The organism is Algoriphagus taiwanensis (assembly GCF_036245645.1).
Classification (GTDB): Bacteria; Bacteroidota; Bacteroidia; order Cytophagales; family Cyclobacteriaceae; genus Algoriphagus; species Algoriphagus taiwanensis.
Genome location: NZ_BTPE01000010.1, coordinates 129,378 through 152,977, shown reverse-complemented (window position 1 = coordinate 152,977; position 23,600 = coordinate 129,378). Strand labels below are relative to the sequence as shown.

At 44.3% G+C, this 23,600-nt stretch carries 22 protein-coding genes; 11 read left to right on the top strand and 11 right to left on the bottom strand.

Annotation, left to right across the window (positions count from 1 at the left end):
- Positions 1 to 84: 84 nt before the first annotated feature.
- The 11 genes from AAA938_RS14400 to AAA938_RS14350 all read left to right on the top strand — a co-directional run bounded on the left by AAA938_RS14400 (position 85) and on the right by AAA938_RS14350 (position 10,794).
- Positions 85 to 558 carry a GNAT family N-acetyltransferase gene (locus AAA938_RS14400; protein ID WP_338229445.1) on the top strand — a complete coding sequence of 158 codons (474 nt, stop codon included), beginning with the start codon at positions 85 to 87 and terminating at the stop codon, positions 556 to 558.
- A gap of 180 nt (positions 559 to 738) precedes the next feature.
- Entirely contained in the window at positions 739 to 1,254 is a 516-nt protein-coding gene (locus tag AAA938_RS14395; RefSeq protein ID WP_338229444.1) for a GNAT family N-acetyltransferase, read from the top strand.
- Between the two features lie 49 nt (positions 1,255 to 1,303).
- Positions 1,304 to 2,029, top strand: coding sequence for a hypothetical protein (locus AAA938_RS14390; RefSeq protein WP_338229443.1), 726 nt, complete (start codon positions 1,304 to 1,306; stop codon positions 2,027 to 2,029).
- 182 nt (positions 2,030 to 2,211) lie between these two features.
- Positions 2,212 to 2,961, top strand: coding sequence for an SAM-dependent methyltransferase (locus tag AAA938_RS14385; protein WP_338229442.1), 750 nt, complete (start codon positions 2,212 to 2,214; stop codon positions 2,959 to 2,961).
- 44 nt (positions 2,962 to 3,005) lie between these two features.
- The gene (locus AAA938_RS14380) at positions 3,006 to 3,824 is read left to right on the top strand and encodes a hypothetical protein (protein ID WP_338229441.1); all 819 of its coding nucleotides are present in this window, start codon (positions 3,006 to 3,008) and stop codon (positions 3,822 to 3,824) included.
- Between the two features lie 49 nt (positions 3,825 to 3,873).
- Positions 3,874 to 4,413 carry a dihydrofolate reductase family protein gene (locus AAA938_RS14375; protein WP_338229440.1) on the top strand — a complete coding sequence of 180 codons (540 nt, stop codon included), beginning with the start codon at positions 3,874 to 3,876 and terminating at the stop codon, positions 4,411 to 4,413.
- A 146-nt stretch (positions 4,414 to 4,559) separates the two neighbouring features.
- Positions 4,560 to 5,441: a sugar phosphate isomerase/epimerase family protein gene (locus AAA938_RS14370; protein WP_338229439.1), complete on the top strand. Its 882-nt coding sequence runs from the start codon at positions 4,560 to 4,562 to the stop codon at positions 5,439 to 5,441.
- Positions 5,442 to 5,579: 138 nt separating this feature from the next.
- Positions 5,580 to 6,938 carry a Gfo/Idh/MocA family protein gene (locus tag AAA938_RS14365; protein ID WP_338229438.1) on the top strand — a complete coding sequence of 453 codons (1,359 nt, stop codon included), beginning with the start codon at positions 5,580 to 5,582 and terminating at the stop codon, positions 6,936 to 6,938.
- 3 nt (positions 6,939 to 6,941) lie between these two features.
- A complete protein-coding gene (locus AAA938_RS14360) occupies positions 6,942 to 8,003 on the top strand; it encodes a DUF6807 domain-containing protein (RefSeq protein ID WP_338229437.1) in 1,062 nt (353 codons plus the stop codon).
- A 154-nt stretch (positions 8,004 to 8,157) separates the two neighbouring features.
- A complete protein-coding gene (locus AAA938_RS14355; RefSeq protein WP_338229436.1) occupies positions 8,158 to 9,804 on the top strand; it encodes an FAD-dependent oxidoreductase in 1,647 nt (548 codons plus the stop codon).
- A 315-nt stretch (positions 9,805 to 10,119) separates the two neighbouring features.
- Positions 10,120 to 10,794 (top strand): hypothetical protein, encoded by a 675-nt coding sequence (locus AAA938_RS14350; protein ID WP_338229435.1) that lies wholly within the window; start codon positions 10,120 to 10,122, stop codon positions 10,792 to 10,794.
- Positions 10,795 to 10,813: 19 nt separating this feature from the next.
- On the opposite strand, the gene AAA938_RS14345 is transcribed toward AAA938_RS14350, so the two are convergent.
- The 11 genes from AAA938_RS14345 to AAA938_RS14295 form a co-directional block, all read right to left on the bottom strand.
- Positions 10,814 to 11,878 (bottom strand): PCMD domain-containing protein, encoded by a 1,065-nt coding sequence (locus AAA938_RS14345; RefSeq protein WP_338229434.1) that lies wholly within the window; start codon positions 11,876 to 11,878, stop codon positions 10,814 to 10,816.
- Complete coding sequence (locus tag AAA938_RS14340; protein ID WP_338229433.1) at positions 11,875 to 12,579, bottom strand: outer membrane beta-barrel protein; 705 nt, start codon at positions 12,577 to 12,579, stop codon at positions 11,875 to 11,877. The genes AAA938_RS14345 and AAA938_RS14340 overlap by 4 nt, the downstream gene beginning before the upstream one ends.
- Entirely contained in the window at positions 12,576 to 13,031 is a 456-nt protein-coding gene (locus AAA938_RS14335) for a hypothetical protein (protein WP_338221334.1), read from the bottom strand. The genes AAA938_RS14340 and AAA938_RS14335 overlap by 4 nt, the downstream gene beginning before the upstream one ends.
- A gap of 10 nt (positions 13,032 to 13,041) precedes the next feature.
- Positions 13,042 to 14,778, bottom strand: a complete 1,737-nt coding sequence (locus tag AAA938_RS14330) for an alginate export family protein (protein WP_338229432.1) — start codon at positions 14,776 to 14,778, stop codon at positions 13,042 to 13,044.
- A gap of 114 nt (positions 14,779 to 14,892) precedes the next feature.
- Positions 14,893 to 15,690 carry an SDR family oxidoreductase gene (locus tag AAA938_RS14325; RefSeq protein WP_338229430.1) on the bottom strand — a complete coding sequence of 266 codons (798 nt, stop codon included), beginning with the start codon at positions 15,688 to 15,690 and terminating at the stop codon, positions 14,893 to 14,895.
- A 27-nt stretch (positions 15,691 to 15,717) separates the two neighbouring features.
- A complete protein-coding gene (locus AAA938_RS14320) occupies positions 15,718 to 16,494 on the bottom strand; it encodes a glucose 1-dehydrogenase (protein WP_338221331.1) in 777 nt (258 codons plus the stop codon).
- Positions 16,495 to 16,855: 361 nt separating this feature from the next.
- Complete coding sequence (locus AAA938_RS14315; RefSeq protein WP_338229429.1) at positions 16,856 to 17,554, bottom strand: HAD family hydrolase; 699 nt, start codon at positions 17,552 to 17,554, stop codon at positions 16,856 to 16,858.
- A 93-nt stretch (positions 17,555 to 17,647) separates the two neighbouring features.
- Positions 17,648 to 18,565 (bottom strand): alpha/beta hydrolase, encoded by a 918-nt coding sequence (locus AAA938_RS14310; protein WP_338229428.1) that lies wholly within the window; start codon positions 18,563 to 18,565, stop codon positions 17,648 to 17,650.
- A gap of 38 nt (positions 18,566 to 18,603) precedes the next feature.
- Positions 18,604 to 18,942: an L-rhamnose mutarotase gene (locus AAA938_RS14305; RefSeq protein ID WP_338229427.1), complete on the bottom strand. Its 339-nt coding sequence runs from the start codon at positions 18,940 to 18,942 to the stop codon at positions 18,604 to 18,606.
- Positions 18,943 to 19,019: 77 nt separating this feature from the next.
- Positions 19,020 to 21,539, bottom strand: a complete 2,520-nt coding sequence (gene priA / locus AAA938_RS14300) for a replication restart helicase PriA (protein WP_338229426.1) — start codon at positions 21,537 to 21,539, stop codon at positions 19,020 to 19,022.
- 4 nt (positions 21,540 to 21,543) lie between these two features.
- Complete coding sequence (locus AAA938_RS14295; RefSeq protein WP_338229425.1) at positions 21,544 to 23,574, bottom strand: thioredoxin domain-containing protein; 2,031 nt, start codon at positions 23,572 to 23,574, stop codon at positions 21,544 to 21,546.
- Between the last annotated feature and the right edge of the window lie 26 nt (positions 23,575 to 23,600).

Below are 23,600 nucleotides of genomic sequence, written 5' to 3'. Positions count from 1 at the left end.
GTAGCTGTCTTGTTGCAAAGTGCGGAGGAGTGCCAAAAGCCATAAGATAAACATTAAAGTGCATTTTAAGAGACCCAAAAACCCTTGAAAGACTCGAGACTACATATAGCACCAACAAAAGACAACAGTGACATCCCTTTTGACCTTCTAGAGTTGGCTGACCCGTCCCGGGTTCGGATAAATGAATATTTAAAAACGGGAACTTGTTATCTAGCCAAAGTTGACTCAAAAGTGATTGGAGTTTTGGTTCTTCACCCAATTGACTCGACTAGCCTTGAAATAAAAAACATAGCTATTGATGAAAGCGAACAAGGAAAAGGATATGGTAAAGAACTGCTTGGATACTCTGAATTAGTGGGTCGTGAGTTAGGGTTTGAAAAATTAGTCATAGGAACAGGAAATTCCAGTATTGGACAGCTTGCGCTTTATCAGAAAGTAGGGTTTGAAATGAGTAGAATCGAAAAGGACTTTTTCATAAATAACTACCCTGAACCAATAGTTGAAAACGGGATACAGTGCAAGCATATGATTATCTTAGAAAAGGTTCTAAGAAAATAGAAATCGTTAAGCAGCACATGATAGAGCTTATATCGGGTGAGCGGCTTCCAGCAAGGTTTTCGCTGATTAGCTGGTTTTGTTTTCGGTAGACGGGAAATTGATTTGTTACCACAGAAATCGATGGTTAAATCTATTCCTGATAGGCTAAAAGAGGAAAAGTAACATTTGCAGGAAGACAAAATGATAATAGAAACCGAAAATCTAAGGCTCATCTCTTGCGACCTTGAAATTTTAGAGGCCGCAATTCAGGGAAATGAAATGCTTTCCAAAAAAATCCAATCCATTGTTCCTGAATATTGGACTGAATTTGGGCTTGGAGCTTTCCAGTATTCGCTTGAACGATTAAAAGAAAGTGAAGAAGAAAGAAATTGGTGGGGCTATTTTCCAATTCATAAACTTGACAATCGATTAATCGGAAGTGGAGGGTACAAAGGCAAACCAACCCATGATGGCGTAGTAGAACTCGGGTATGAAATAATTCCGGATTATCGAAACAGGGGATTAGCAACAGAAATGACCAATGGATTGATTGAAAATGCCTTTAAAGACTCCAGGGTAAAATCTATAATCGCTCATACCCTCGGTCAGAAAAACCCTTCTGTAAGCGTATTAATGAAATGTGGTTTTAAGAAAGTGGGGGAGATTGATGATCCAGAAGATGGGCTGATTTGGAGGTGGGAACTGACAAAGAAATAGCCTTCAGACAGCTCAAAAACAGGTTTCCTGCAAAACTCTAATTGTAATAATGAACTTTAACCCAGACAAGTTTGACTTTTGGAAGATTTATGAAGCCATAAAAGGAGTTTATCCGATTGGCATCAACCGAGAAAATAGTAAGATGTTCTTTTCCTATCCGGGACTGAAGGAACTTGAGCATAGGATAGTGGAAAATATTCATCAAGCTGAAAACTTTTCCGATCGCTGGAAGAGCTTTACCAAAGAACTCGAAAAGGAGCTTGGCAAGGAAATAGTCGGCACTACCAACGGGCAAGCGCCCTCATTTAGCTCTTATGTTTTGCTGGATAAGATATCAAGCGATGAGTTTACGAGGACCAAAGAGCTTCATTTCTTTGTAAGCTTGGTCGGGCCTTTCTATACGCTTATCGGTCAGGATACAAATACAGTTAAAATTGAGGGGCAGGGCACTTTTGGAAGTACAAGCTATCTGGTTCTTTCTCCTGAACTTGAATTTGCAGACGCATTCCATATGCTGTGTGAGAGAATTGAATCCCGATTTCAAGGTTTTCGTTTTGTTCCTTTTGATGTAGGTCGGCAAACGATTGAAGGCTTGAGTGTCCCTTATTCAGATAAAAAATTGAATTCAGTTTTTCATGCTTTATTCAATGATCATATTGATTTGACTATTCCGAGCAAGATTGGGAAAGATCATTTCAAATTGGAAGATTGGATCAAGGAAGGCTATGTCGAAGGAGGAGAGGATTGGCGGATTTTTCCTCCAAGTCATGGTTAGTTATCATAGTCATAACTTAAGGCCCCGATAAAGGATATCCAGAAATTAGTCTAGATAAGGCAAAATGGGATTGGAAATAGGAAAGACTCCTTAAATCCAAAATTGTTAAATAGCAATTAAATAAAGGATATATTGAAAACTTCCTGCCACATTCTGGAAGGCAAACCTAAAAAAGCGTACAAGTGACAGAACTAGAACTGATTATTGACCTTCATAAGAATTCCGAGAGGCAAGGACCGGGAAGCGAAAAGGACACCCTTAGAGCGCTTGATTTATTGAATTTACCCACTGACCAAAAATTGAAAGTTGCTGACATGGGGTGTGGTTCAGGTGGACAGACCATTTTACTTGCCAAAAAATTAAACGCACAAATAAGGGCCGTTGACTTATTTCCGGAGTTTTTGGAAGAGCTCAATGAAAAAGCTCAAAAACTGGGATTGGGGGACAAAATCCTCACCCTTGAAAAATCCATAGATGATTTGCCTTTCAAAAATGAAGAATTGGACCTAATCTGGTCAGAAGGGGCGATTTATAACATCGGCTTTGAAAACGGACTGAAAATATGGTCGGATTATTTGAAAATGGGGGGCTATTTGGCAGTAAGTGAAATCACTTGGATTTCCCACTCTCGCCCAAAGGAAATAGAACAGTTCTGGAAAACTGAGTACCCAGAAGTCGATGTTGCTTCAAATAAAATCAAGCAATTGGAAAATAATGGGTTTACCCTTGTGGGGTATTTCTATTTGGATCAGGAAAGTTGGATTGAGACCTATTACAAGCCTTTGCAAGCTAGATTTGGCACCTTTTTAAAACGTCACAACAATTCCGAACTTGCCAGAAAAGTGATAGAGGATTATCAAGCTGAAATCGATTTGTATCATAAATTCAAGGATTATTACAGCTATGGATTTTACCTGGCAAAGAAAAACTAGAAAAGGAAATTTATCCTTGTTACTTAGCTTAGATACTAAACCTCATGACCTCCCAAACCCCCGATTGGAATATTCAAGGCATCCAAGGTCGATTAGAATACCTTCAGTTGACTACTGAGCAGGCTGAAAAAGTCCATGCTTTTGAAGAAGGAAAAAGGGGGAATCCGGGCTCAAGTTTCTTTACCAGTTGGGAAGAACTGGATTACGACTGGACTTTTTTTAAAGAAATTCTGAATGAAAATCAGTGGGAAGCCTATCAGGAATTTCACCAAAAGACCATTGCTTATCTCGAACAAACCGATCGGGACGCAGATCAGGCCAAGCAAGTGGATATAGCCTATTATCAGGAACTTGTTCAATACTATGAGAAGGAATTTCTTCCTTGGTTTTTTAAGCATCCGGGTTCTCAATTGGGAGGCCTTTTGTTCCAATCCACCAAACTCCCGTATCTCAAATCGGAATACCAGAATTATTTGCTTGATACTAAAATGGAAATCCTTACGCTCCATTTTCGGGCTTACAAGACTTTGAAACCTCTGGAGTTGAAAGCCAACCTGCTACGTCACCAACTGGCTTACCTGCTTCCTGATTATGTGACATTTGAGCGTAAGATGGACAAGCCCACCCTTGCTGTAGCCAAACACCTGAAATCATGGGTAAAATCTTTACCACCGGATATTTTGGACTTGATCGATGAAAAATTCAAAGTTTTGAATGAATTTGAGTCAGCGGCTTTCAAAAAGCATTTTGCGGAAGTTTCGGGTTGGCATGTGTCATCGGAACCTATAAAGCCAAAGAAGAGAAAGGTTTTTCAAGCCATGCGGGTTTTGCTGCTCGACCGAGAGAAATATGGATGGAAATAGCTTGATTTGAAAGTAAATTCTTCCAGCTCAGATTTTTAATTTCACTAAAATGAAAAAGCAAAACAAGGTATTTATCGCTACGAGTATGGATGGGTTTATCGCGGATAGGGATGGAGGAATAGACTGGCTGCATTCCATTCCCAACCCCGAGCAAAATGACATGGGGTATGGAGCATTTATTTCCGGAATCGATGCCTTGGTTATGGGGCGTAATACCTTTGAGACGGTTTGCGGGTTCGATATCGATTGGCCATACACTCAACCGGTTTTTGTCCTGAGCAATAGCCTGACTACCATTCCTGAAAAATTCCGAGATAAAGCTGAACTGGTCCGAGGACCCTTGAAGGAGGTTCTTCAAGAGATTCATAACCGAGGATATGAGCAACTCTACATCGATGGGGGGAAGACCATTCAGAGCTTTTTGAAAGAAGATCTGATTGATGAACTTATCCTGACTACCATTCCCATCCTTTTGGGTGGAGGAATCCCACTTTTTTCCGAGCTATCTCAACCCATGGAGTGGGAATGCGTGGAGTCAAAACTTTTTTTGGATAAGGTCGCCCAAAACCGATATATCCGAAAGCGGTAAGAATCGATTGATTTTGATTTAGCTTGGCTTCCTCATCTGGTGTGGGCTTAATTTTTTTCCATTTCGTCTCGATTTACTCAATCGTTTCCGAAGATTTAAACTTCCCCTGAAAGAGTTCCAGACACTTAATTCCTTATTTTAAATGCATGATCGATAAGGAATTAAGCCGCAGGCAGTTTCTGAAAAGCACCCTGATCAGCGGTGCAGGACTTGCCGTTTTGCCTGTTTTACCTTTGGATGCCTCCCCAAAGGAATCCAAAATGCGTTTTGGACTCGTCACCTACGAATGGGGCAAAGATTGGGATTTGCCTACCCTGATTGCCAATTGTGAAAAAACCGGTGTGCTCGGAGTGGAACTCCGCACTCAACATGCCCATGCCGTAGAGACCAATCTAAGCAAAAGCCAACGTGAAGAGGTCAAGAAGCGCTTTGCAGACAGTCCTGTCACGTGCTTGGGCTATGGCAGCAATTACGAGTACCACAGCCCTGACCCGGAAAAGCTGAAGCAGAATATCGAAGGGACCAAAGCCTACATTGAGCTTTGCCACGATATCGGAGCCACAGGGATCAAGGTCAAACCTAATTTTCTTCCTCCTGAGGTACCCAAGGAAAAAACCATCGCCCAGATTGCCGCTTCCTTCAATGAAGTGGGAAAATATGCTCAAGACTATGGACAATTGATTCGGGTGGAGGTTCATGGTCAGTATACCCAAGAACTGCCAGTGATGAAGGCGATCTTCGACCATGTGACCGAACCCAATGTCAAAATCTGCTGGAACTGCAACGAGGAGGACTTACTTCCTCCGGGTTTGGAAGCCAATTTCAATTCGGTGAAAAAGTGGTTCGGGGATACCGTCCATGTACGTGAGTTCAATGTGGGCAACTATCCCTATCCCGAGCTTTTCCGCCTTTTCTTGGGCATGAACTACGAAGGCTGGATTCTGCTCGAAGCCCGAACCAAGCCGGCTGACCGGGTTGCTGCATTGGCAGAACAGTTGGCCCTATTTCAGGAATTGGTTGATCAGTAGACGGTAAGCAGTGGGCAGTTTTGCAAGTAAAATCAGGAAGTCATTATTATTCAAAATCCATCCTGCTAGACTTTAATTTATTAACCATTAACAAATAACCATTAACTCAAAACTTTAACCATAGAAACCCAAAAAACCATGAACGATAATTCAAGAAGAGATTTTCTCAAAAAAACCGCCTTGGGCACAGCCGGCTTTAGCTTGGGTGCCATGGCCTTTTCGCCTAAAAGTTATAGCCGAATCCTCGGAGCCAATGACCGGGTGAATGTGGGCATTGTCGGCTTTTCCGACCGATGTCGGGGAGCTTTGGTTCCCGCCATGCAGATCCATGCCAAGGAAATGAACTTCCAGTTTACCGCTGTCTCGGATATCTGGAGCCGAAGAAGAGATGAAGCCCAAGCCTTTGTCAAGGAAAAAGCGGGTTTGGATATCGCCGCCTGTAGAAATAACGATGAACTCTACGATCGTAAAGACGTGGACGCGGTGATTATTTCCACGGCTGATTTTCAGCATGCCTTGCATTGCAAAGAGGCAGTGGAAGCCGGAAGGGATGCTTACGTAGAAAAGCCCTTCGCAGAAACTATGGCTGACAACCGAGCGGCCAAGGAAGCGGTGCTCCGAACCGGGAAGATCGTGCAAGTGGGTTCCCAGCGTCGAAGCGGGATCAATTATCACCAGGCGCATGATTTTATCAAAGCGGGCAAGTTTGGAGATATTGTGGCAGTAGAAATGACTTGGAATGTCAATCAACCCGGACGTTGGAGAAGACCGGATTTGGTGGGTCAGATCCGAAAAGAGGATACTGACTGGGATCGCTACCAGATGAACCGGCCTAAGACCGATTGGGATCCGAGAAAATACTTAGAGTTTCGTCTATTCTGGCCTTATTCTTCCGGTATTCCCGGACAGTGGATGGCCCATCAGATTGATACCGTGCATTGGTTTACCGACTTGCCTCATCCGAGGAGTGTGGCAGCCAATGGGGGAATTTACCTTTGGAAAGACGGTCGGCAGAATTTCGATACCATGACCGCGGTATTTGACTATGGCCCATTGAATGACATGTCCAAAGGTTTCCAGGTGATTTACTCCTCACGTTTTACCAATTCCGCTGGAGGCACCAAAGAAATCTATTATTCCAATGCAGGAGAGTTGAATTTGGATACGAATAAAATCTCTCCAAACGGAGGGCTTCGAGCCAATCAGGCCCGAGCCATGGGAATGCAGGAAAACCTGCTGCAGGAAATGGCTTTGGGCGAAGCCGTGAAAGTGGAAACCGGTGCCAACACCGGGGCTGATGACATGACTTCTGCCCATATGCGCAACTGGATGGAGTGCGTTCGCTCACGCAAAAAGCCCAATGCAGACGTAATGGCCGGATACAATCACTCCATCGCCAATATCATGACTACGGCGGCGCTGAGAACCGGTCAGTTTGTGACTTTTGATGAGGAAAAGCAAGAAGTCCTAGCCGGAGGCAAGCCATTCCAATATTGAGTTATGCAATCGATCAAAAAAATCCAATGGGGGACAGCAGGGGTTCTGCTGTCCCTCTTTTGCACAATGAACACTCCACTTCAGGCACAAAATGAATCAGTGAAGCTGATCCGGATAGATGCTGAAAACAAGGTGGAAGTAAGGATTGGGGATGAGCTTTTTACAGCCTATTACTATCCTGAGACCATCGCCAAGCCGGTGCTTTATCCCATTATCACCGCTGGAGGGCATGAAATCACCCGAGGGTTTCCTTTGGCACCAAGAGCCGGAGAGCGGGTGGACCATCCCCACCATATCGGACATTGGATGAATTATGGAGATGTGAATGGCCTGGACTTTTGGAATAATTCCGATGCAATTCCGGCTGACAAAAAAGACCGATACGGAACTATCCGACATACCGGAATCACTGATCTCAAGGAAAACAAAAATTCCGCTGAATTGGAAGTGACCATGGACTGGTTGGCTCCGGATGGGAAGGTTTTGCTGAAAGAAAAGACTCGGTTTGTTTTTTCCTCAGAAGGAAAAAAACGGACCATAGATCGAATCACGACACTTACCGCACAGGACGAGCCGATATCCATGAAGGATAATAAGGAAGGAGTATTTGCCATCCGCGTCGCCCGAGAACTGGAGCATCCCTCCAACAAACCCGAGCTGTTTACCGATGCCAATGGGATTCCGACCACGGTTCCCAGTCTCAATAATGAGGGTGTGACCGGGAAATATCGAAGCAGTGCCGGAAAAGAGGGGGATGACGTTTGGGGTACCCGGGGAGAATGGGTGACACTCAATGGACAAATTGAAAAGGAGAAGATATCAGTGGTGATTTTGGATCATCCTTCCAATCCCGGCTATCCTACCTATTGGCATGCTCGGGGATATGGATTGTTCTCTGCCAATCCTTTGGGTCAAAAGGAGCTGAGCGGAGGAAAGGATGTATTGAATTTTGGCTTGAAAGCAGGAGAGTCAGTGACTTTCAACTATCGGATTTTGGTCTTTTCGGGTGAAAATCCCGGAGATGGCCAGCTGAATTCCGAAGCGGAGAGTTTTGGGAAAAATTGAAAATCAATTTCCAATAACCAATAATCAATAACCAATGATCAATGATCAATGACCAATGATCAATGACCAATAACCAATAACCAATTATCAATGATCAATTGCCAATAACCAATAACTATTTATTAGTAACTCTTTACCCTTTACCCAATTCCCAATGAGACTCCTATTCGCTTCCCTAATCTTCTCCTTTCTGATCGCCTGTTCGTCGGTTCGGGAAGGAAGCTATGAAGCCGATATCATTGTTTATGGAGGTACTTCTTCCGCTATTACTGCAGCAGTGCAGGCAAAGAAGATGGGGAAGTCCGTCATTGTGGTTTCTCCGGATATCCATTTGGGGGGATTGTCTTCAGGTGGTTTGGGGTTTACTGATACGGGGAACAAGGTGGTCATCGGGGGATTGGCTAGGGAATTTTACCATCGGGTTTATCTACACTATGCCCAAGATTCGGCTTGGAAATGGCAAAAGCGGGAGGAGTATGGCAACAAAGGGCAAGGGACTCCGGCCATTGACGGGGAAAACCGGACCATGTGGATTTTTGAACCGCATGTGGCAGAGCAGATTTTTGAGGATTGGGTGGAGGAGTTTCAGCTTGTAGTCCATCGGGATGAATGGCTGGATCGGGAAAAGGGAGTGATCAAAAAGAATGGGGAGATTGTCTCGATTCAGACCCTTTCTGGCAAAAAGTACAGGGGTAAAGTCTTCATCGATGCGACTTATGAAGGGGATTTGATGGCTGCAGCCGGTGTAAGCTACCATGTGGGCAGAGAAGCTAATTCGGTTTATGGGGAAACTTGGAATGGAGTGCAAGTCGGAGTCTATCAGCACCGGCATTATTTCATGGACTCTATCTCGGCCTATAGGATACCGGGTGATCCAAGCAGTGGGCTTTTACCTGAGATTTCTCCTGAGAATCCGGGCAAAAACGGGGAAGGAGACCGACGGTTACAAGCCTACAATTTCCGAATGGCATTGAGCAGAAATCCTGATAATCGTATTCCTTTTCCCAAACCCACCAACTACGATTCCAATCGCTATGAACTGCTGGCCCGGGTTTATGCCGCTGGCTGGAATGAGACCTTTTGGAAATTTGACCCGATTCCGAATCTGAAGACAGACACCAATAATCATGGTCCCTTCAGCACGGACTACATCGGAAAAAATTACGATTATCCGGAAGCAAGCTATGAGCGGAGAAAGGAAATCATTCGGGAGCACGAAGATTACCAGAAAGGCTTGATGTATTTTCTGGCAAATGATAGCCGGGTTCCTGAAAATGTGAGAAATGAGATAGGCAATTACGGATTGGCCAAAGATGAATTTACCGACAATGGTAATTGGCCGCATCAGATCTATGTTCGGGAAGCCAGAAGAATGATAGGATCCTACGTCATGACCGAACACGATGTGCTTGGGGCCAAGGTGGTTCCCCAATCTGTGGGCATGGGTTCGTATTCACTGGATTCACACAATACTCAGCGCTTTGTGACTCCAGGAGGTTTTGTCCAAAACGAGGGGGATATCGGTGTGCACCCCAAGCAGCCTTATTCCATTTCCTACGGCACCTTGGTTCCTAGAGAAGAGGAATGTAAAAATCTTCTCGTCTCCGTATGTGTGTCCAGTTCGCACACCGCCTTTGGATCCATCCGGATGGAACCTGTTTTTATGATTTTGGGCCAAAGTGCGGCAGCTGCGGCATCTTTGTCAATTGATGAAAAGGTATCGGTACAGGAATTAGGATATGAAAAGCTGAGAAATGTCTTGATTGAGGAGAAACAGGTGTTGGAAAATGAACTGAATTAAAATTGATTTTTTTTGGTTTTTTTTCAATTCCGCATTCAGATGGTGGATAGAGCTGGCTAAAAATCGATCATGATGGGAGATTAGGATGGTGGACCAAAGAAGGTCTGGTTTTTTTACCTCGTTAAAATTTTATCCAGAATCACCCTTCTTAAAAAAACTTTGGAATACTCTAATGAGTCTTTTTTTAATCCTATTTTTAATAAAGTTTGGTTTTTACATGAGTGACTTAAAGAATAGAAGCAATTTCTCTAGTTTAGTTTTTGATCAGATTAAAGTTGGATAGGAGGCAAGTTCTATTCGACATTTAGGCCCATTATGACTGTAGAAAAGAAAACCAAAGGAAAAAAAACTCAGGAAAACATCCTTTTTGAATCTAGGAGGATTTTAAATGAAGAAGGAGTTTTTTTGACTCTTAGGGAATTATCCAAAATCATAGGAATCACCATTGGGGGGATCACCAATTATTTCCCGACCAAGGATCATTTGTTTGTAGGATTAGCTGAGATTTATGAAAAGGAGGTAGCTGAGATTTCTATCAGCGACTCTGTTGCCCAAGCCCCTTCTTTTTTTACATTCCTGGATTTTGTTTCCAAAATCATGGACATACAGTTTGAAAATCGTTCGACCATTCGATTTATCTCTCTGGCCAGTCAATCCCAGAAGACGCTTTTTGATCAAATCACGACAACCTGGAACAATAGGAAAGATAAGCCTTTCGCAATGGTTCGATCCCTTGTAGATCATGGGCTTCTTACTGAAGAGATACTGGAAGAGTTTCCAAAGCATATCTTCCGCTTCCAATTCATCAATACGATGACCACATGGATTTCATCCTATTCTCTTTACGACAACGATAAGTTGTTTGAAGAAGTCAAGCCGATTTATCTTGCCGGAATTTTGAATGTCTTTAGTCCATTTCTCACCGTCAAAGGCAAAGAACAATACCTGGAGGTAATGAAGACCCTTAAATCAGATTATCAGAATGGGTGATAGCCAAATTCTTGGCTCTTCAATAGTTCAATTTGACGGAATTAATAATTAAGGTACTATTTACTCCACCCTCAAAATTGGCTCCTTCGGCACTGGATGCAAAGACCAAAGTCAGGTGGGTCACTTCTTCGTTTGCGGAGCCAAATTGCCCGTTGGCCGGAAACCAAAATGAAGGGGAATCAGGAGGAATTGGGCCATATATGACCGGCACAGTAACATCCTTCAATTCTGCGATTGACTCTCCGCTTCTTAACCAGGCAGTTCCAATCCGCTTAATTTCAGAACCGGATCTGTTTTCGAGTAAGAGATAAATGTCAGCTTGGTCTTCTTTTTCCAAAACCTGGCCTTTACCATTTCGGTAAACTTCTCCTGGAGAATAGGAATAGTTAATGGTGAAGCTTTTTGGCTTGCCGGTGAATGCGATTCCGAATTGGGTAGAATTAAGAGGATTGGAAATGTCCAAAACGAATTTCCCGGTAAACATGGAACCGGCAGCCATTCTCTGGCCTACCAATTGGGCCAAAGGACCCAGATCACGTGTGATTAACCTGGCCGAAAAATCACCCGGCGCTACCTCAAATTTCTCTACGTTTGCATCACCCAAGGTCACTACCCCGGCATTTCCCGAGGCCCATATCGAATTGGCATCTTTTCCAGGCTCCTCATAGTTTTTGCCGGCAGGCGTGTACCAATCCTCAAACTCTGAGTTTTCCAATTGCTGGTTTTCAGATTGCTTGGTTACAATGACCTGATAGCTGGCTAGGGAACCATCCTCAGCTTGAACTTGATAGGTGACGGGGGAGGAAAAATCCTGAGCCTCACCTTGTGCAGGAGTGACCTTAGCGTAAGAACTGAGGCCGATAGAATCTGCAGCCAGTTGGGTAATATCTACTTTTGAACCGACAGAAAGTCGAATCAAAAGGCTGTCCTCAATGATCTGAGTATTTCCCAATTGCCCCGATACTGTGAAATAGCGGATTTGCTTCAGGGAAGATTTACCAAAAAAGTTTTCATCAATACAGGAAAAAGTGAGTATTGAAAATGCCAGAAATAGGAGGGAAATTCTAATGCTTATCTTTTTCATAGGTAAATGGAGAATCCAAGTGACAGTTCCAACAAGTTGATTTTCAGGCTAAGATCGCCGGAATTCACTTTGGAGTCCGGCAGACCGGTTGCTTCGCTGGTGATGATAGTCCGACTGATTCCAAGAGCACCGACATTGACTTCAAATCCGAAATTTTCACGGATAAAAACCAGCATTCCCGGTCTCATCCCCAGACCGTAATAAATTCCATCTGTAAACTCTCTTGTCAATACCCCATCTGTGGTGGTCTCTTGGATTCCATTTCCGAATCCAATTTGTAATTCAGTGGGGATGACAATGTAAAAGCGGTTACTTTCTCCCAAAGGGATGAAATTCTTGACATAGGGTCTGATTTCAAACTTCCTTTCTGCAGAGTTTACATTTGAGATCACTCCGTCAGAGGATTGCTGAATACTTTCATCTTTTCGACTACCGTACAGCAAACCAATTCCAATACCTAGATTGTCTTTGATGACATATCCTGGATCGACCCGTAGATTGAAGCCGTTTCTTTGCTGTTCGATATAGGTTGCGAATAGTTGCCGGTCATTTTCTCCTGTCCGTGAGTTTGCCGATAGACTCAAGCTGCTAAACCAAGTTCCTTTGGTGATAGGGACGCCATTGGAATAGTCTTTTTTATTTTGAGCCATACCAAAACTGAGAGTCAAACAGAAAAAAAGAAAGGTGAGCTTATGTTTCATTTCTTTACCAAGTCAGTTACTACCATTAAATTAACAATCACAGAAACAATTCCTGCAATAATTCCTGCCCAGATTGCGGCTGTTATCGGGGAAATTTCCACAGATCCCATCCATCGCTGCCAAAGCACTCCAAGCGTCACTACCATTCCAAAAGCAGAAAAGGCATACTGAAGGGATTTTAAAAAATATCTCGGAAAGTAAGCAGGCTTATCGGGGACTTTGGTGGAGGCATAGGCTACACCGGATAAAATAAATGCTAAACTGACGGCTAAGGGGACGGCTCCAGAAAATAAGGTGTGTGCTTCTGTTGAAATCAAATTGTCAGTGACTAAAACAGAATCGAGATCTTTTACTTGGAACCAATTGATCACCCCATTGATGAAAGTATTTATCAAACCTCCAACGAGGGCACCTTTCCAAATGGAAGCAGGGGTGTAAGTAGATGTTGACATAAATTAATTTTTAAAAGAAAAGAAATACCGTTCCCTGAAAGGATAACCAATCTGGGGTTTGAGTTTCAAAATTTTCAGTTATGGCCTTCCCCGGATCTCCCCAGGTGAATATCCCTAAGAAGAGGTAATTCTTTGCAAAGAAGTATCTGAAAGTAGCAGTCACTTCCTGCCCAATGGATTTGGAACTGAAAGAATTGATAGGAGGTAGGCCTCCCTGATTATTTAATTGATCCGCGCGAAAATGAAAGTAATCCAGAGAGAGCTCCATATTTTTTTTCAAATACCCCTTTACTTCTACCCTGTGGGTGAGGAAGTTTCCGTCTCCTGATATTTTTCTGAAGTTTAATCCCTGAACCCAATTTCCCAGTCCTCCTGTGAGGAGTGCATCATATCGTTCATAGGTAGGAGTAGCAGGATCATCTCCCTGCATGTAGGCAAATCTGTAGTAGAAAGATGGACTTCCTTTCCATGCTTTTTTAAGAAGCCCTCCTCCAATGTACCAACCTAGCGCTTTTATATCTGCATCTGCATGCGTTTGGTAGGCAAATTCTGATTTTAGGAAAATGCCCTTTTGTCCCAAGTTGTTGATCCATAGCTTAGGGTTGATGACTCGCAAGCCCTCCCAGGGAATAGGATTCCCGGTAGTGCTGTATTGGGATAAGGAATTGATAATCGAAATGTAGCTTAAACCCAAATCCCAATGCTTATTGTCTTGGAATTGCAATGAGCTGCCTAAGTATCGGGTATCTGTTTGTCGATCTTTGAAAAGCTCCTGAGGCTCCAGGAAAAAACCATCCAGGTGAAATTTCCCATAGCGGATTTTTGCCAAACCAGTCATTTGAAAGGTTGTCCTGGAATTCAAATACACAGAACCTCTCTCTCCAGCATTAGCAGAGCCTGAGAATTTGGCAAAAAGGAATCCGTCATTCAGTTGGAAAAACTGTCGTCCTGCAGAAAGGTCAAAACTGAGTTTTTCATTTTTTCCTAATCTGGGTAATAGAATACCTCCATAAAGACGCTCTACTGCTCCAAAGGCAGTTGCTCCTGCCGAATAAATATCGCTGCTGTTTCTTCCGGAAAGAAGGAAGGAAACTGAAGCATAAGGGAAAATCTTTGATTTACCCAATTGGGTAATACCCGCCAAACCGGGTTCAATATAAAATTCCCCCCAAAACCTTGGTCCTAATCCTGCAGGGTCAGTAGCTACCGGATTTCCCTGAGTGAATTGCGCACCCTGTGCAAAAAGGCCGTTTTGTTCATGATAAAATCCTCCTCCTCCGTTTAGAAGCCAGGTGAGTTTTGATTTTTCGGTTTGGGAAATCAAAGGGAATCTTGCCTTTTCTTCTAAAATTGGTTCTTTAGAATCCCCTTCCTCTAGAAATTCAGCAGTAAGTACAAAAGTGACTGGACCTCCCAGTTCGGTATTGTAGAGTCTATAGGATGCTGATTTTATTTCCGGTTGTTTTCTTACAACTTCCAAGGCCAAATCAGCAGTAAACTGCCTAAAGCTCCCTCCGGGTCTGATCTCAAAGGAATCAGTGAACTTTTCAAGTTCTGTCGAATCTGCTAAGTAGGTTTTTCCATCCTTTTCCAACAGGATAAGCACCGAACGAATAGGGCTACCTTCCGCATTGGATGGGATAGTTTCTATTCCAAATGCTATGTTTTGCTGGGCTAGTAGTGGATAAAGTCCAGATAGCCAAAACAAGAAAAATCCTAATGAAAATACTCGTCTGATTATCCCCATGTCATTGGAGGTAAAGGACTGTCTAAAAGAAGTCAGATGATCGATTTAGAGGTGAGTTTTAAAAATCACTTGGGTCGTTCTTCTTGAAGATTTCTCCTAGTCAGTCCTCTTAGTTTAGTCTTCTTTTTTGGGCATTTTACTTCGATAAGTACCTCCTCCATCAATCCGCAGATCGATGCCTGTGATCCATTGAGCAGCATCACTCATTAAAAACATCATTCCATAGGCAATTTCCATTGGAGCACCTCGGCGTTTCATGACAAACATATCAGACAAGGCTTTCAGCATCTCAGGAGTATATCCAGCTGCTAAAGTGCTATCTCCATTATCCACACTGCCTATCAATACAGTGTTGAAGCGGACTTTCGGTCCGGATACGACTGCCATGCTTCTGACCATGTTCATCAAACCGGCTTTGGCGGTACTGTATTCAATAAACTCCGGAGATGGACTTACACCTACAAGTGAACCGGAAAATACCACGGAAGCATTGGGCTCTTTTTCAAGGTGAGGCATGCATAATTTGGTCAAATTGTAAGACCCTACTGTATTGAGTAAATAGGATTTGACCATTTTATCTGAATCAGAGCCCCAAATTGGAGTATTGGCTCCCCAACCTACATTGTTGATCAATCCACTGATTTTGCCGAATTTTTTGAGTGTGGAGGTAACCAAATGCTCCAAATCTGCTTCAGAAGTTGCATCTGTTTTGATCCCCAAAGTTGTTTTTCCGCTTTCCTTTTCAATTTCTTTAGCGACTTGAATCGCTCCTTCTTCATTAAGATCAGAGATGACTACGTTAGCTCCGAGGCTGGCAAAAAGATGGCCTGCCGCGCTTCCTATTGCGCCAGCAGCTCCAGTAATGATAATTACTTTTCCTTCGAAGGAAAATAGTTTTTCAATTGTAGACATAGTTGTTTGGTGTTAGTTAAGAAAATATCAGTCTAGAGTCTGGACTCCTCCTCCGTTTACAAAAATGACTTGGCCTGAAACCCACTCAGAAATGGGGCTGGCAAAATACAATACAGCTCCTGCGATATCGTCTACTTCTCCCAATCTCTTGATGGGAGTGTGGGCAAGCATTTTTGCCTCGATTTCAGGAGTAAGGACTGATTCCAAAGCGGCAGTCTTGGTTGCTCCGGGCCCCACGGCATTGACTCGAATTCCATCTACCCCGTAGTCCATGGCCAGGTTGGCAGTCATGTGATTCATTGCCGCCTTGGAAGAGGCATAGGCACTCATATTCGGACTTTTGTTGATACTTGCCATAGAGGTGATATTGATGATCGACCCATATTTGCCCTCTTTCATGTGAGGAGCGCAAAGTTGGGAAAGCCTCCAGGCTGAATACACATTGAGTTGAAATCTCCAGGCAAAGTCCTCCACGGAAATTTTAGAAGGATTTTCTCTTCCTCCTCCACCTCCCCCGGCATTGTTGACCAAAATATGAACTCCTCCAAGCTCCCGGACAGTCTGATCTACGAGATTTACCAAATGGGCATCCTCTGTGACATTACATTCCACAGCTATGGCTTTACCGCCTTTTTTGTTGATTTCTTCTGCGACAGCTTCTGCATCAGCGAGTTTGAGATCACTGACAGCGACTGCTGCACCTGCTTCTGCTAGCATCAATGCACTGGCTTTACCAATGCCATTTCCACCACCGGTTACGATGGCCACTTTGGATTTTAGATTGTAAAGTTTAGAGATAGACATGTTGTTTTTGTTTTAAAAAAAATTTTTTTTTAAAAATAACTACGGCTTTTAAATTTTGTTAGTGCTTTAAAAGAAAAATGAGAGTTCGAAATAGAAAATAATGTATATCCGCTTTCTTACCAGTAACCAAATTTTATAAATGCTCACCTCGACTTGGTTTGACTAGCTCACCAACCGTCGCTCGGTGACCGTTCGATGTTTTAAGTTGGGTAGGGGAGGAAAATGCGGCGCAGCCGCATTTTCCTCCCCTACCACCATTAATCCCGAATCCGGAGGTCGAGCGAAGTCGAGGCCACTTTTGATCTACTGGCATAATTGCGGATAATCATATAGGAAATAATCAAATCCATTGGCAGGATAATTATTTCTGAAGCTTTTTGATCAATTCTGTCGCTTCTCCGATGTTTTCCACCTTAAAAAACCGCTCATTCTTCACTTCATGATCCACTTGCTCATGTACCCAAGTGATATGGAAGGGGATATGGATTCCATATCCTCCCAATTCCAAAACGGGTAAAATGTCTGATTTCAGGCTGTTGCCCAGCATCAGAAATTCGGAAGGGTGGATATCCAGGTGACGAATTAGCTTTTCGTAATCACTGACCCGCTTCTCACTCATGATTTCGATATGGTGGAAGTGTTTCTCCAAACCGGATTTTCTCAGTTTTCTCTCCTGATCTACCAGGTCTCCCTTGGTAGCCATGACCATCCGAAAATCCCCATTCAAGGCTTTCAAAACCTCTTCTACTCCGGGTAATAGTTCCACAGGTTTTTCAAGCATCTCCTGACCGATACGGATGATTTTATCGATTAGAGTAATCGGGACTTTATGATCAGAAATCCTCAAAGCCGTCTCGATCATAGAAAGCATAAACCCTTTGATGCCATAGCCATACATTCTCAGGTTTTCAATTTCTGTGCGATAGAGCTCCTTCATGATCGCATGCTGAGGCATGAAGTCCTCCAGCAAGCCTGCAAATTTCTCTTCCGCTTCCCGGAAAAAGGGTTCATTGACCCAAAGGGTGTCGTCTGCGTCGAAGGCTATTACTTTGATGGGCATGTCAGGAAGTTAATTGTTAATGGTTAAAAGTTATTAGGTTGATGAAGTCAGACTTTAATACCCAACACTTCAAAAACTGATTACTGCGACTGCCTACTGAACAGTTTCTTTCATCCAGGCGAGCAGTATGTCTCTCCAGCCTTCTACTGCTCCTTTTCCCAAGCCAAAAGCAAAGCCATGACCTCCGCTGGGATAGATGTGAAGGGAAGCTTTCACTCCATGCTTATGCAAGGCCTCATAATACAAGAGCGAGTTTTCAATAGGAACGCCTTTGTCATCCTGAGCATGTACTAAAAAGGTCGGGGGAGTTTCAGCTGTTACATTCAATTCCCCGGAAAAGCGATCCATCAATTCCTGGGAAGCATTTTCTCCGATTAGATTTTTTCTAGAACCCGAATGAACCGCGGCATCCCGAAAGGAGATGACCGGATAAACCAGAATGGAGAAATCCGGGCGTGCAGAAAGGGCATCGATGGCATCTTTGGGGCGATTGACTTCATGTGTGTATTGTGTGCTGAGAGTGGAGGCCAAGTGCCCCCCTGCAGAGAAGCCCATTATCCCGACTTTGGCAGGATTGATATTCCAAGCCTCGGCATTTTGCCTGACTAGGCGAATGGCTCGCTGTGCATCCATCAGTGGTACTTCCTTCGGGTCGGTAAGCGACTTGGAAATTGGCAGGCGGTATTTGACTACGATTCCGGCGATTCCCTGCGCATTGAGCCATTTGGCAAAGTCAGTGCCCTCCCAGTCGTAGGCCAAAATTCCATAGCCTCCTCCCGGGAAAATTACCACAGCCTCCCCGGTTGCGATCTGCTTGGTTGGCAAATAAACTTCGATGGTGGGTGTTTGGACATTGGCGATTCTCAAGATTCCCTGCTGGGTCGATTCTTCCTTTAGGTCACTGGGATTTTGCAGGGGAGGGGTTCCTTCCCATAGAGGGAGGATATGATTTTGGGAAAAAGCCATAGTGGTGAAAAGGCTGATGAGGAGGATGAGGATAGGTTTTTTCATGGTTTTCAGGATGAAATCACAAGTCTTTACTTTTCAATCTATACATTTTTGTACTCAAAAATCTTCACACACAATGCCCATCTCCAGTTTAGTGGTGTGCCGGGAAGGTTGGTTTGATATTGACCCAAAAAAGCTTCCCATTCCTGGACTTTGGGATTTGCATTATCCAAGGCCGCTTTTTTCTCAAAGCTGAAATCATCGTCCGCTTCCAGAATCATGCTTAGCCGATTTTTCCAGCGGTAAATACTCATTCCGATAATTCCTGCCAAGCGAATGCTTTCCAAGATTTCCGGGTCTACTGCTTGGTGACATTCCACGTAGGCCTGTATGGCTTCTGGCTCATCTTTGAGGTCGCAGATCAAAAGGAATCTTTGCATGGGAATGAGGTAAGTGATTTTTCAAGAAACTGAAAAAATCTCCTATTACCATCCTGAACTCAAAAAAATCAGAAAAATCAGTTTGGATCGACGTCAACCACCCATCTCACCGAACGGAAATCAGGGACCGCCTGAAGCTCTTCGATAATCCGCGTCAGGTTCTCTTTAAACACACTCTGAGTAGCTCCAGATTTCTCGAGTTTGATCAGGCTTTCCAGCTGGTATTGGTTTTTGATTCTGGCGATCACCCCCTTTTCCGGTCCAAGCACAATCTTCTTAATCGGAATTTTGGCCATCTGATGATGAAGGGCATGGGCCGCCTTTTCAGCAGTTTTGAAGTCAGTATGTCGGGTGGTGATTTTGATTAGTTTGACGTAAGGAGGGTAGTAATACTTTTTTCTATCCATCATTTCCTGACGGAAATACTCCAGGTAATCACCCCGGATGATATTTTCAAAAACCTCATTTTCCGGTTTCCTACTTTGGATGATGACCTGTCCCTTGACTTCTCTTCTTCCTGCCCGGCCTGCCACCTGAGTGATCTGCTGAAAGGCTCTTTCTCCAGAGCGGAAGTCTGGAAAATTCAAAATCCGATCCCCATCCCAGATTCCCACTACACTTACATTTCCAAAATCCAAGCCTTTGGTAATCATCTGTGTCCCAACCAAAATATCAATCTGACCTGCTGCAAATTCATCTAAAATCCGCTGGTAACCATGCTTATTTCTGGTGGTGTCCAAGTCCATCCTTCCCAGCCTTGCTTCCGGAAAAAGCAAACTCAAAGATTCCTCGATGCGCTCGGTCCCCATCCCCTCGAGAGAAAGCTGTGTACTTCCACAAACAGGGCAGGACTGAGCGACCTTTTCCTTGTACCCGCAATAATGGCAGCGAAGCTCCTCTGCAAACTGATGATAGGTTAGGCTGACATCGCATTGCACGCATTGCCCGGTCCAGCCACAATCCTCACACTGCACATAGGGAGAGTAGCCCCGTCGGTTTTGGAAAATGAGCACCTGCTGTTGTTGATCCAGGGCCTGCTGGATTTTTTCTCGAAGCAGACGGGTGGAATCCAGCTTGAGCAGGTTTTTCTTTCGGTCTGCCGAAAGATTGGCCAAGTGGAACTCCGGGAGAGTGGCATCTCCAAATCGGTGGTCCAAGGAAACGTATCCATATTTGCCTTGGCTGGCGTTGGAGTAGCTTTCAAAAGATGGCGTTGCTGAGCCCAACAGGGTTTTGGCTTGATGAAAATAAGCCAGCATAATGGCTGCATCTCTGGCATGAAACCGGGGTGCCGGGTCAAACTGCTTGTAGCTCGGTTCGTGCTCCTCGTCGATGATAACCAGCCCCAGACTGTCAAAAGGCAGAAAAATCGATGACCTTACCCCAACCACAAAAGGAAAGCGTCCGCTGAGAACTCCATTCCATACTTCGACCCGCTCATTGTCCGAATATTTGGAATGAAATACACCCATTTTGGATCCAAAAACCTGCTTGAGCCGGCCTACAATCTGCGTGGTCAAGGCAATCTCTGGAAGCAAAAGCAGCACCTGAGAACCGCTGTCGATGACTTCCTCGATCAGCTGAATGTAGATTTCTGTTTTTCCCGATCCAGTCACTCCATGCAGGAGGACGGTTTGCTTGGTTTCAAAATGCCCTTTTATTTCATCAAAGGCCGCTTGCTGGGAAGAGGATAGGGCATAGGCTTTTCGCTCGGCTTCCACCTCTTCGATTCGATTGACTATTTGTTTGAAGGACTCGAAGACGCCATTTTTGATCAGGGTTTTCAGCGAACTTTCCGAATCCCCTTCTTCGAGAAGAGTAGCTTTATCCAGTCCTTTTTCGTTGAGTTCGGGTCGCTGAAAAACCGGAATGTCTCTAAGAAATTTGAGCAAAATCGATTCCTGCTTAGGCTTGCCCTGAACAGCCTCGAATACGGCCTGAAGGGCATTTTTGTCCTTGGCTATTCCAGGAACCAAACGGATTCGGGTTTCTACTTTTGGGCTGTATTTGTCCTGTACCTTTTCAAAAATCAAAATGGCTTCTTTGGCCACCAGGCTTTTGATAATGGGGTGAATGGTCTTGATTCCCAGGATTTTTTCGCAGTCTTCGTAACTCAGCTCTGCCTGATTTTCCAAAGCTTCCAGGATTTTCTCCTCCCGGATATCCAAAGGATACTTGCTGGTTTCAGGGTCAAAGTTGGGATTGACCTGGATTTTGCTTTCTGAAGAAAGTCGCAAGCCGGAAGGAAGGGCCGCAAACATCACCTCTCCGATATGGCAGAAGTAATACTCCGCCATCCATACCCAAAAACGGATCTGAAGGGGATTTACGCTGGGTTCTGCATCCAGAATATCCAAAATCGGCTTGGCATCGTAGGCCTGAGGAGGCTTATTGTGAACCTTGCCGATGATCCCGGTGAGGACCTTTTTCTTCCCAAACTGAACAATTACCCGAAGCCCAATCTGAATCTCTGACTTGAGGGTAGAGGGAATCCGGTAGGTGAACATCCTCGGGATGGGAACAGGCAGGATGATATCGGCGAAGTTGTTTCCGCTGTTTTTATCCAAAAAATCTTGATCTCCAAAAAGGCTTTCCACCAAACTAGGCTAAATAAGGTAATTGGGATAGGGCTTCTGTCACTGTGCTAACCGGTCTGCGACATGCCCGGTCAAAGCACACATAAATTAAGGCATTTCCCTCCGAATCGGCAGTTTTTCCGGATAAAATCGGGGCAGTTTCTGTCGCAGCTTCAGACCAAGCCAAGACTGAATTAGAAAAAAGGGTGTTTCTTAACTCCATGGAAAGGGTCTGTGCTCCCTTTCCCACAATGGCGATTTCGGCTGTCGGAACGAGCATCTCCAAATACAAATTGGCCCAATTGCAAAGGAATCCGGGTTCTTTGGCGATTAAATCTTTCATTCCTCCCAGCATTTTGCGCGCGATTTCTCCATATTTTTCCTCGTAGGTAAGTAGGCTTAGTCGGTGGAGGTTTCGGGCCATCACCGAATTGGAAGCAGGAATCACATTGTCAAAAAGCTCTTTTTTGTTGGCTATCAGTTTTTCAGAATGGGGATTATTGAAATAGAAAAAGCCATCACTTTCATCGAAAAACTCACTCAGGCAAGTCTCGGTAAGCTTGGTTGCCAAATCTAGATAAGAAGGTTTTCCGCTTGCCTCAAAGGCAAAAAGCAAAGCACGGATAAGTGCTGCATAATCTTCCAAAAATGCCGGGGTATAAGCCTCCCCATTTTTGTAAGATCGCATTAATACTCCATCGGTAAAGAGTTTTTCCTGAAGGAAGTCCAGATTGGCCAAAGCCAGGTCCAGCATTTCCTTTTCCCCGGTTGCAAAATAGCCCTGAATCAGTCCCACATCGATCATCGCATTCCAGCTGGTAAGGATTTTATCATCTTTTCCTGGGAAAATCCGTTGGTTTCGGACTTCCAAAAGTCCGGATTTGAGCACATTAAGCTTAGAAATCAGCTCTTGTTCGCTCATTCCAAACTCAGCTGCAAGCTGGGTGTATTCCTTGGTTTGGAAGAGGATGTTCACCCCTTCTTCCCAGTTGCCCTGGGGTTTGAGATTGTAAAGCTTCGCAAACCAGGGCATTTCGTCACCGACAAGGCTTTGTAGATCAGTATAGGTCCAAGTGTAAAATTTTCCTTCCACTCCTTCACTGTCAGCATCCTGAGCGGCATAAAATCCGCCTTCCTCCTGCAGCATTTCAGCCTTTATCCACTGAACAGTCTCCTTTACTTTTTCCAGAAAAAAGGAATCCTGACTGGCCTGATAGGCTTTGGCATACAGCTCCAGCAATTGTCCGTTGTCGTACCCCATCTTTTCAAAATGGGGAGCAAACCACTCTCCATCCACAGAGTACCGCGCAAATCCTCCTCTCAAATGGTCGTAGATTCCTCCCATGCCAATTTTCTTCAGCGTGAAAAAGACCTTTTCCTTCCAGAAATCATTTTTGGATAGGTCTGCAAAGTCCAGTGCGAAATTCCAGATGGCGGGCATGGGGAATTTTGGGATTCGGTTCATACCTCCCCATTCCGGGTCAAACTGAGAGGAGAGCTTGGTGGCGATCTCCACCATCTCGTCTGCATCAAGCATGCTTTCTCCCGCCTCTATCCCATACTTTTCTGTCTCTTTTCTACTCAGGCTGCGGCCAAAACCTTCTGCACTTTCGGCCAGCTGATCTTCATGATTCGCAAAAGCATCTGCGATATTAGCGAGCAATTGCTTCCATTTGAGATTGGGGAAATAAGTGCCTCCATAAAAAGGCTTCTGATTGGGCATCAGGAAGACATTCAGGGGCCAGCCGCCTTGAAGCCCCATGGCCTGCACCGCATCCATGTAAATATTGTCAATATCGGGGCGCTCCTCCCGGTCGATCTTGATGCAGATGAAATGCTCGTTCATCAGATCTGCTGTTACCTGATCCTCAAAGCTTTCTCTTTCCATCACATGACACCAATGGCAGGCCGAATAGCCGATAGAAACTATGATCGGCTTGTTTTCGACTTGTGCTTTTTTGAGTGCCTCGGGACCCCAAGGGTACCAATCCACAGGGTTATGGGCGTGCTGAAGGAGATAAGGAGACTGGGAATGGATGAGACGGTTGGTGGACATTGGAAAATTGGAACATTGCAAAATTG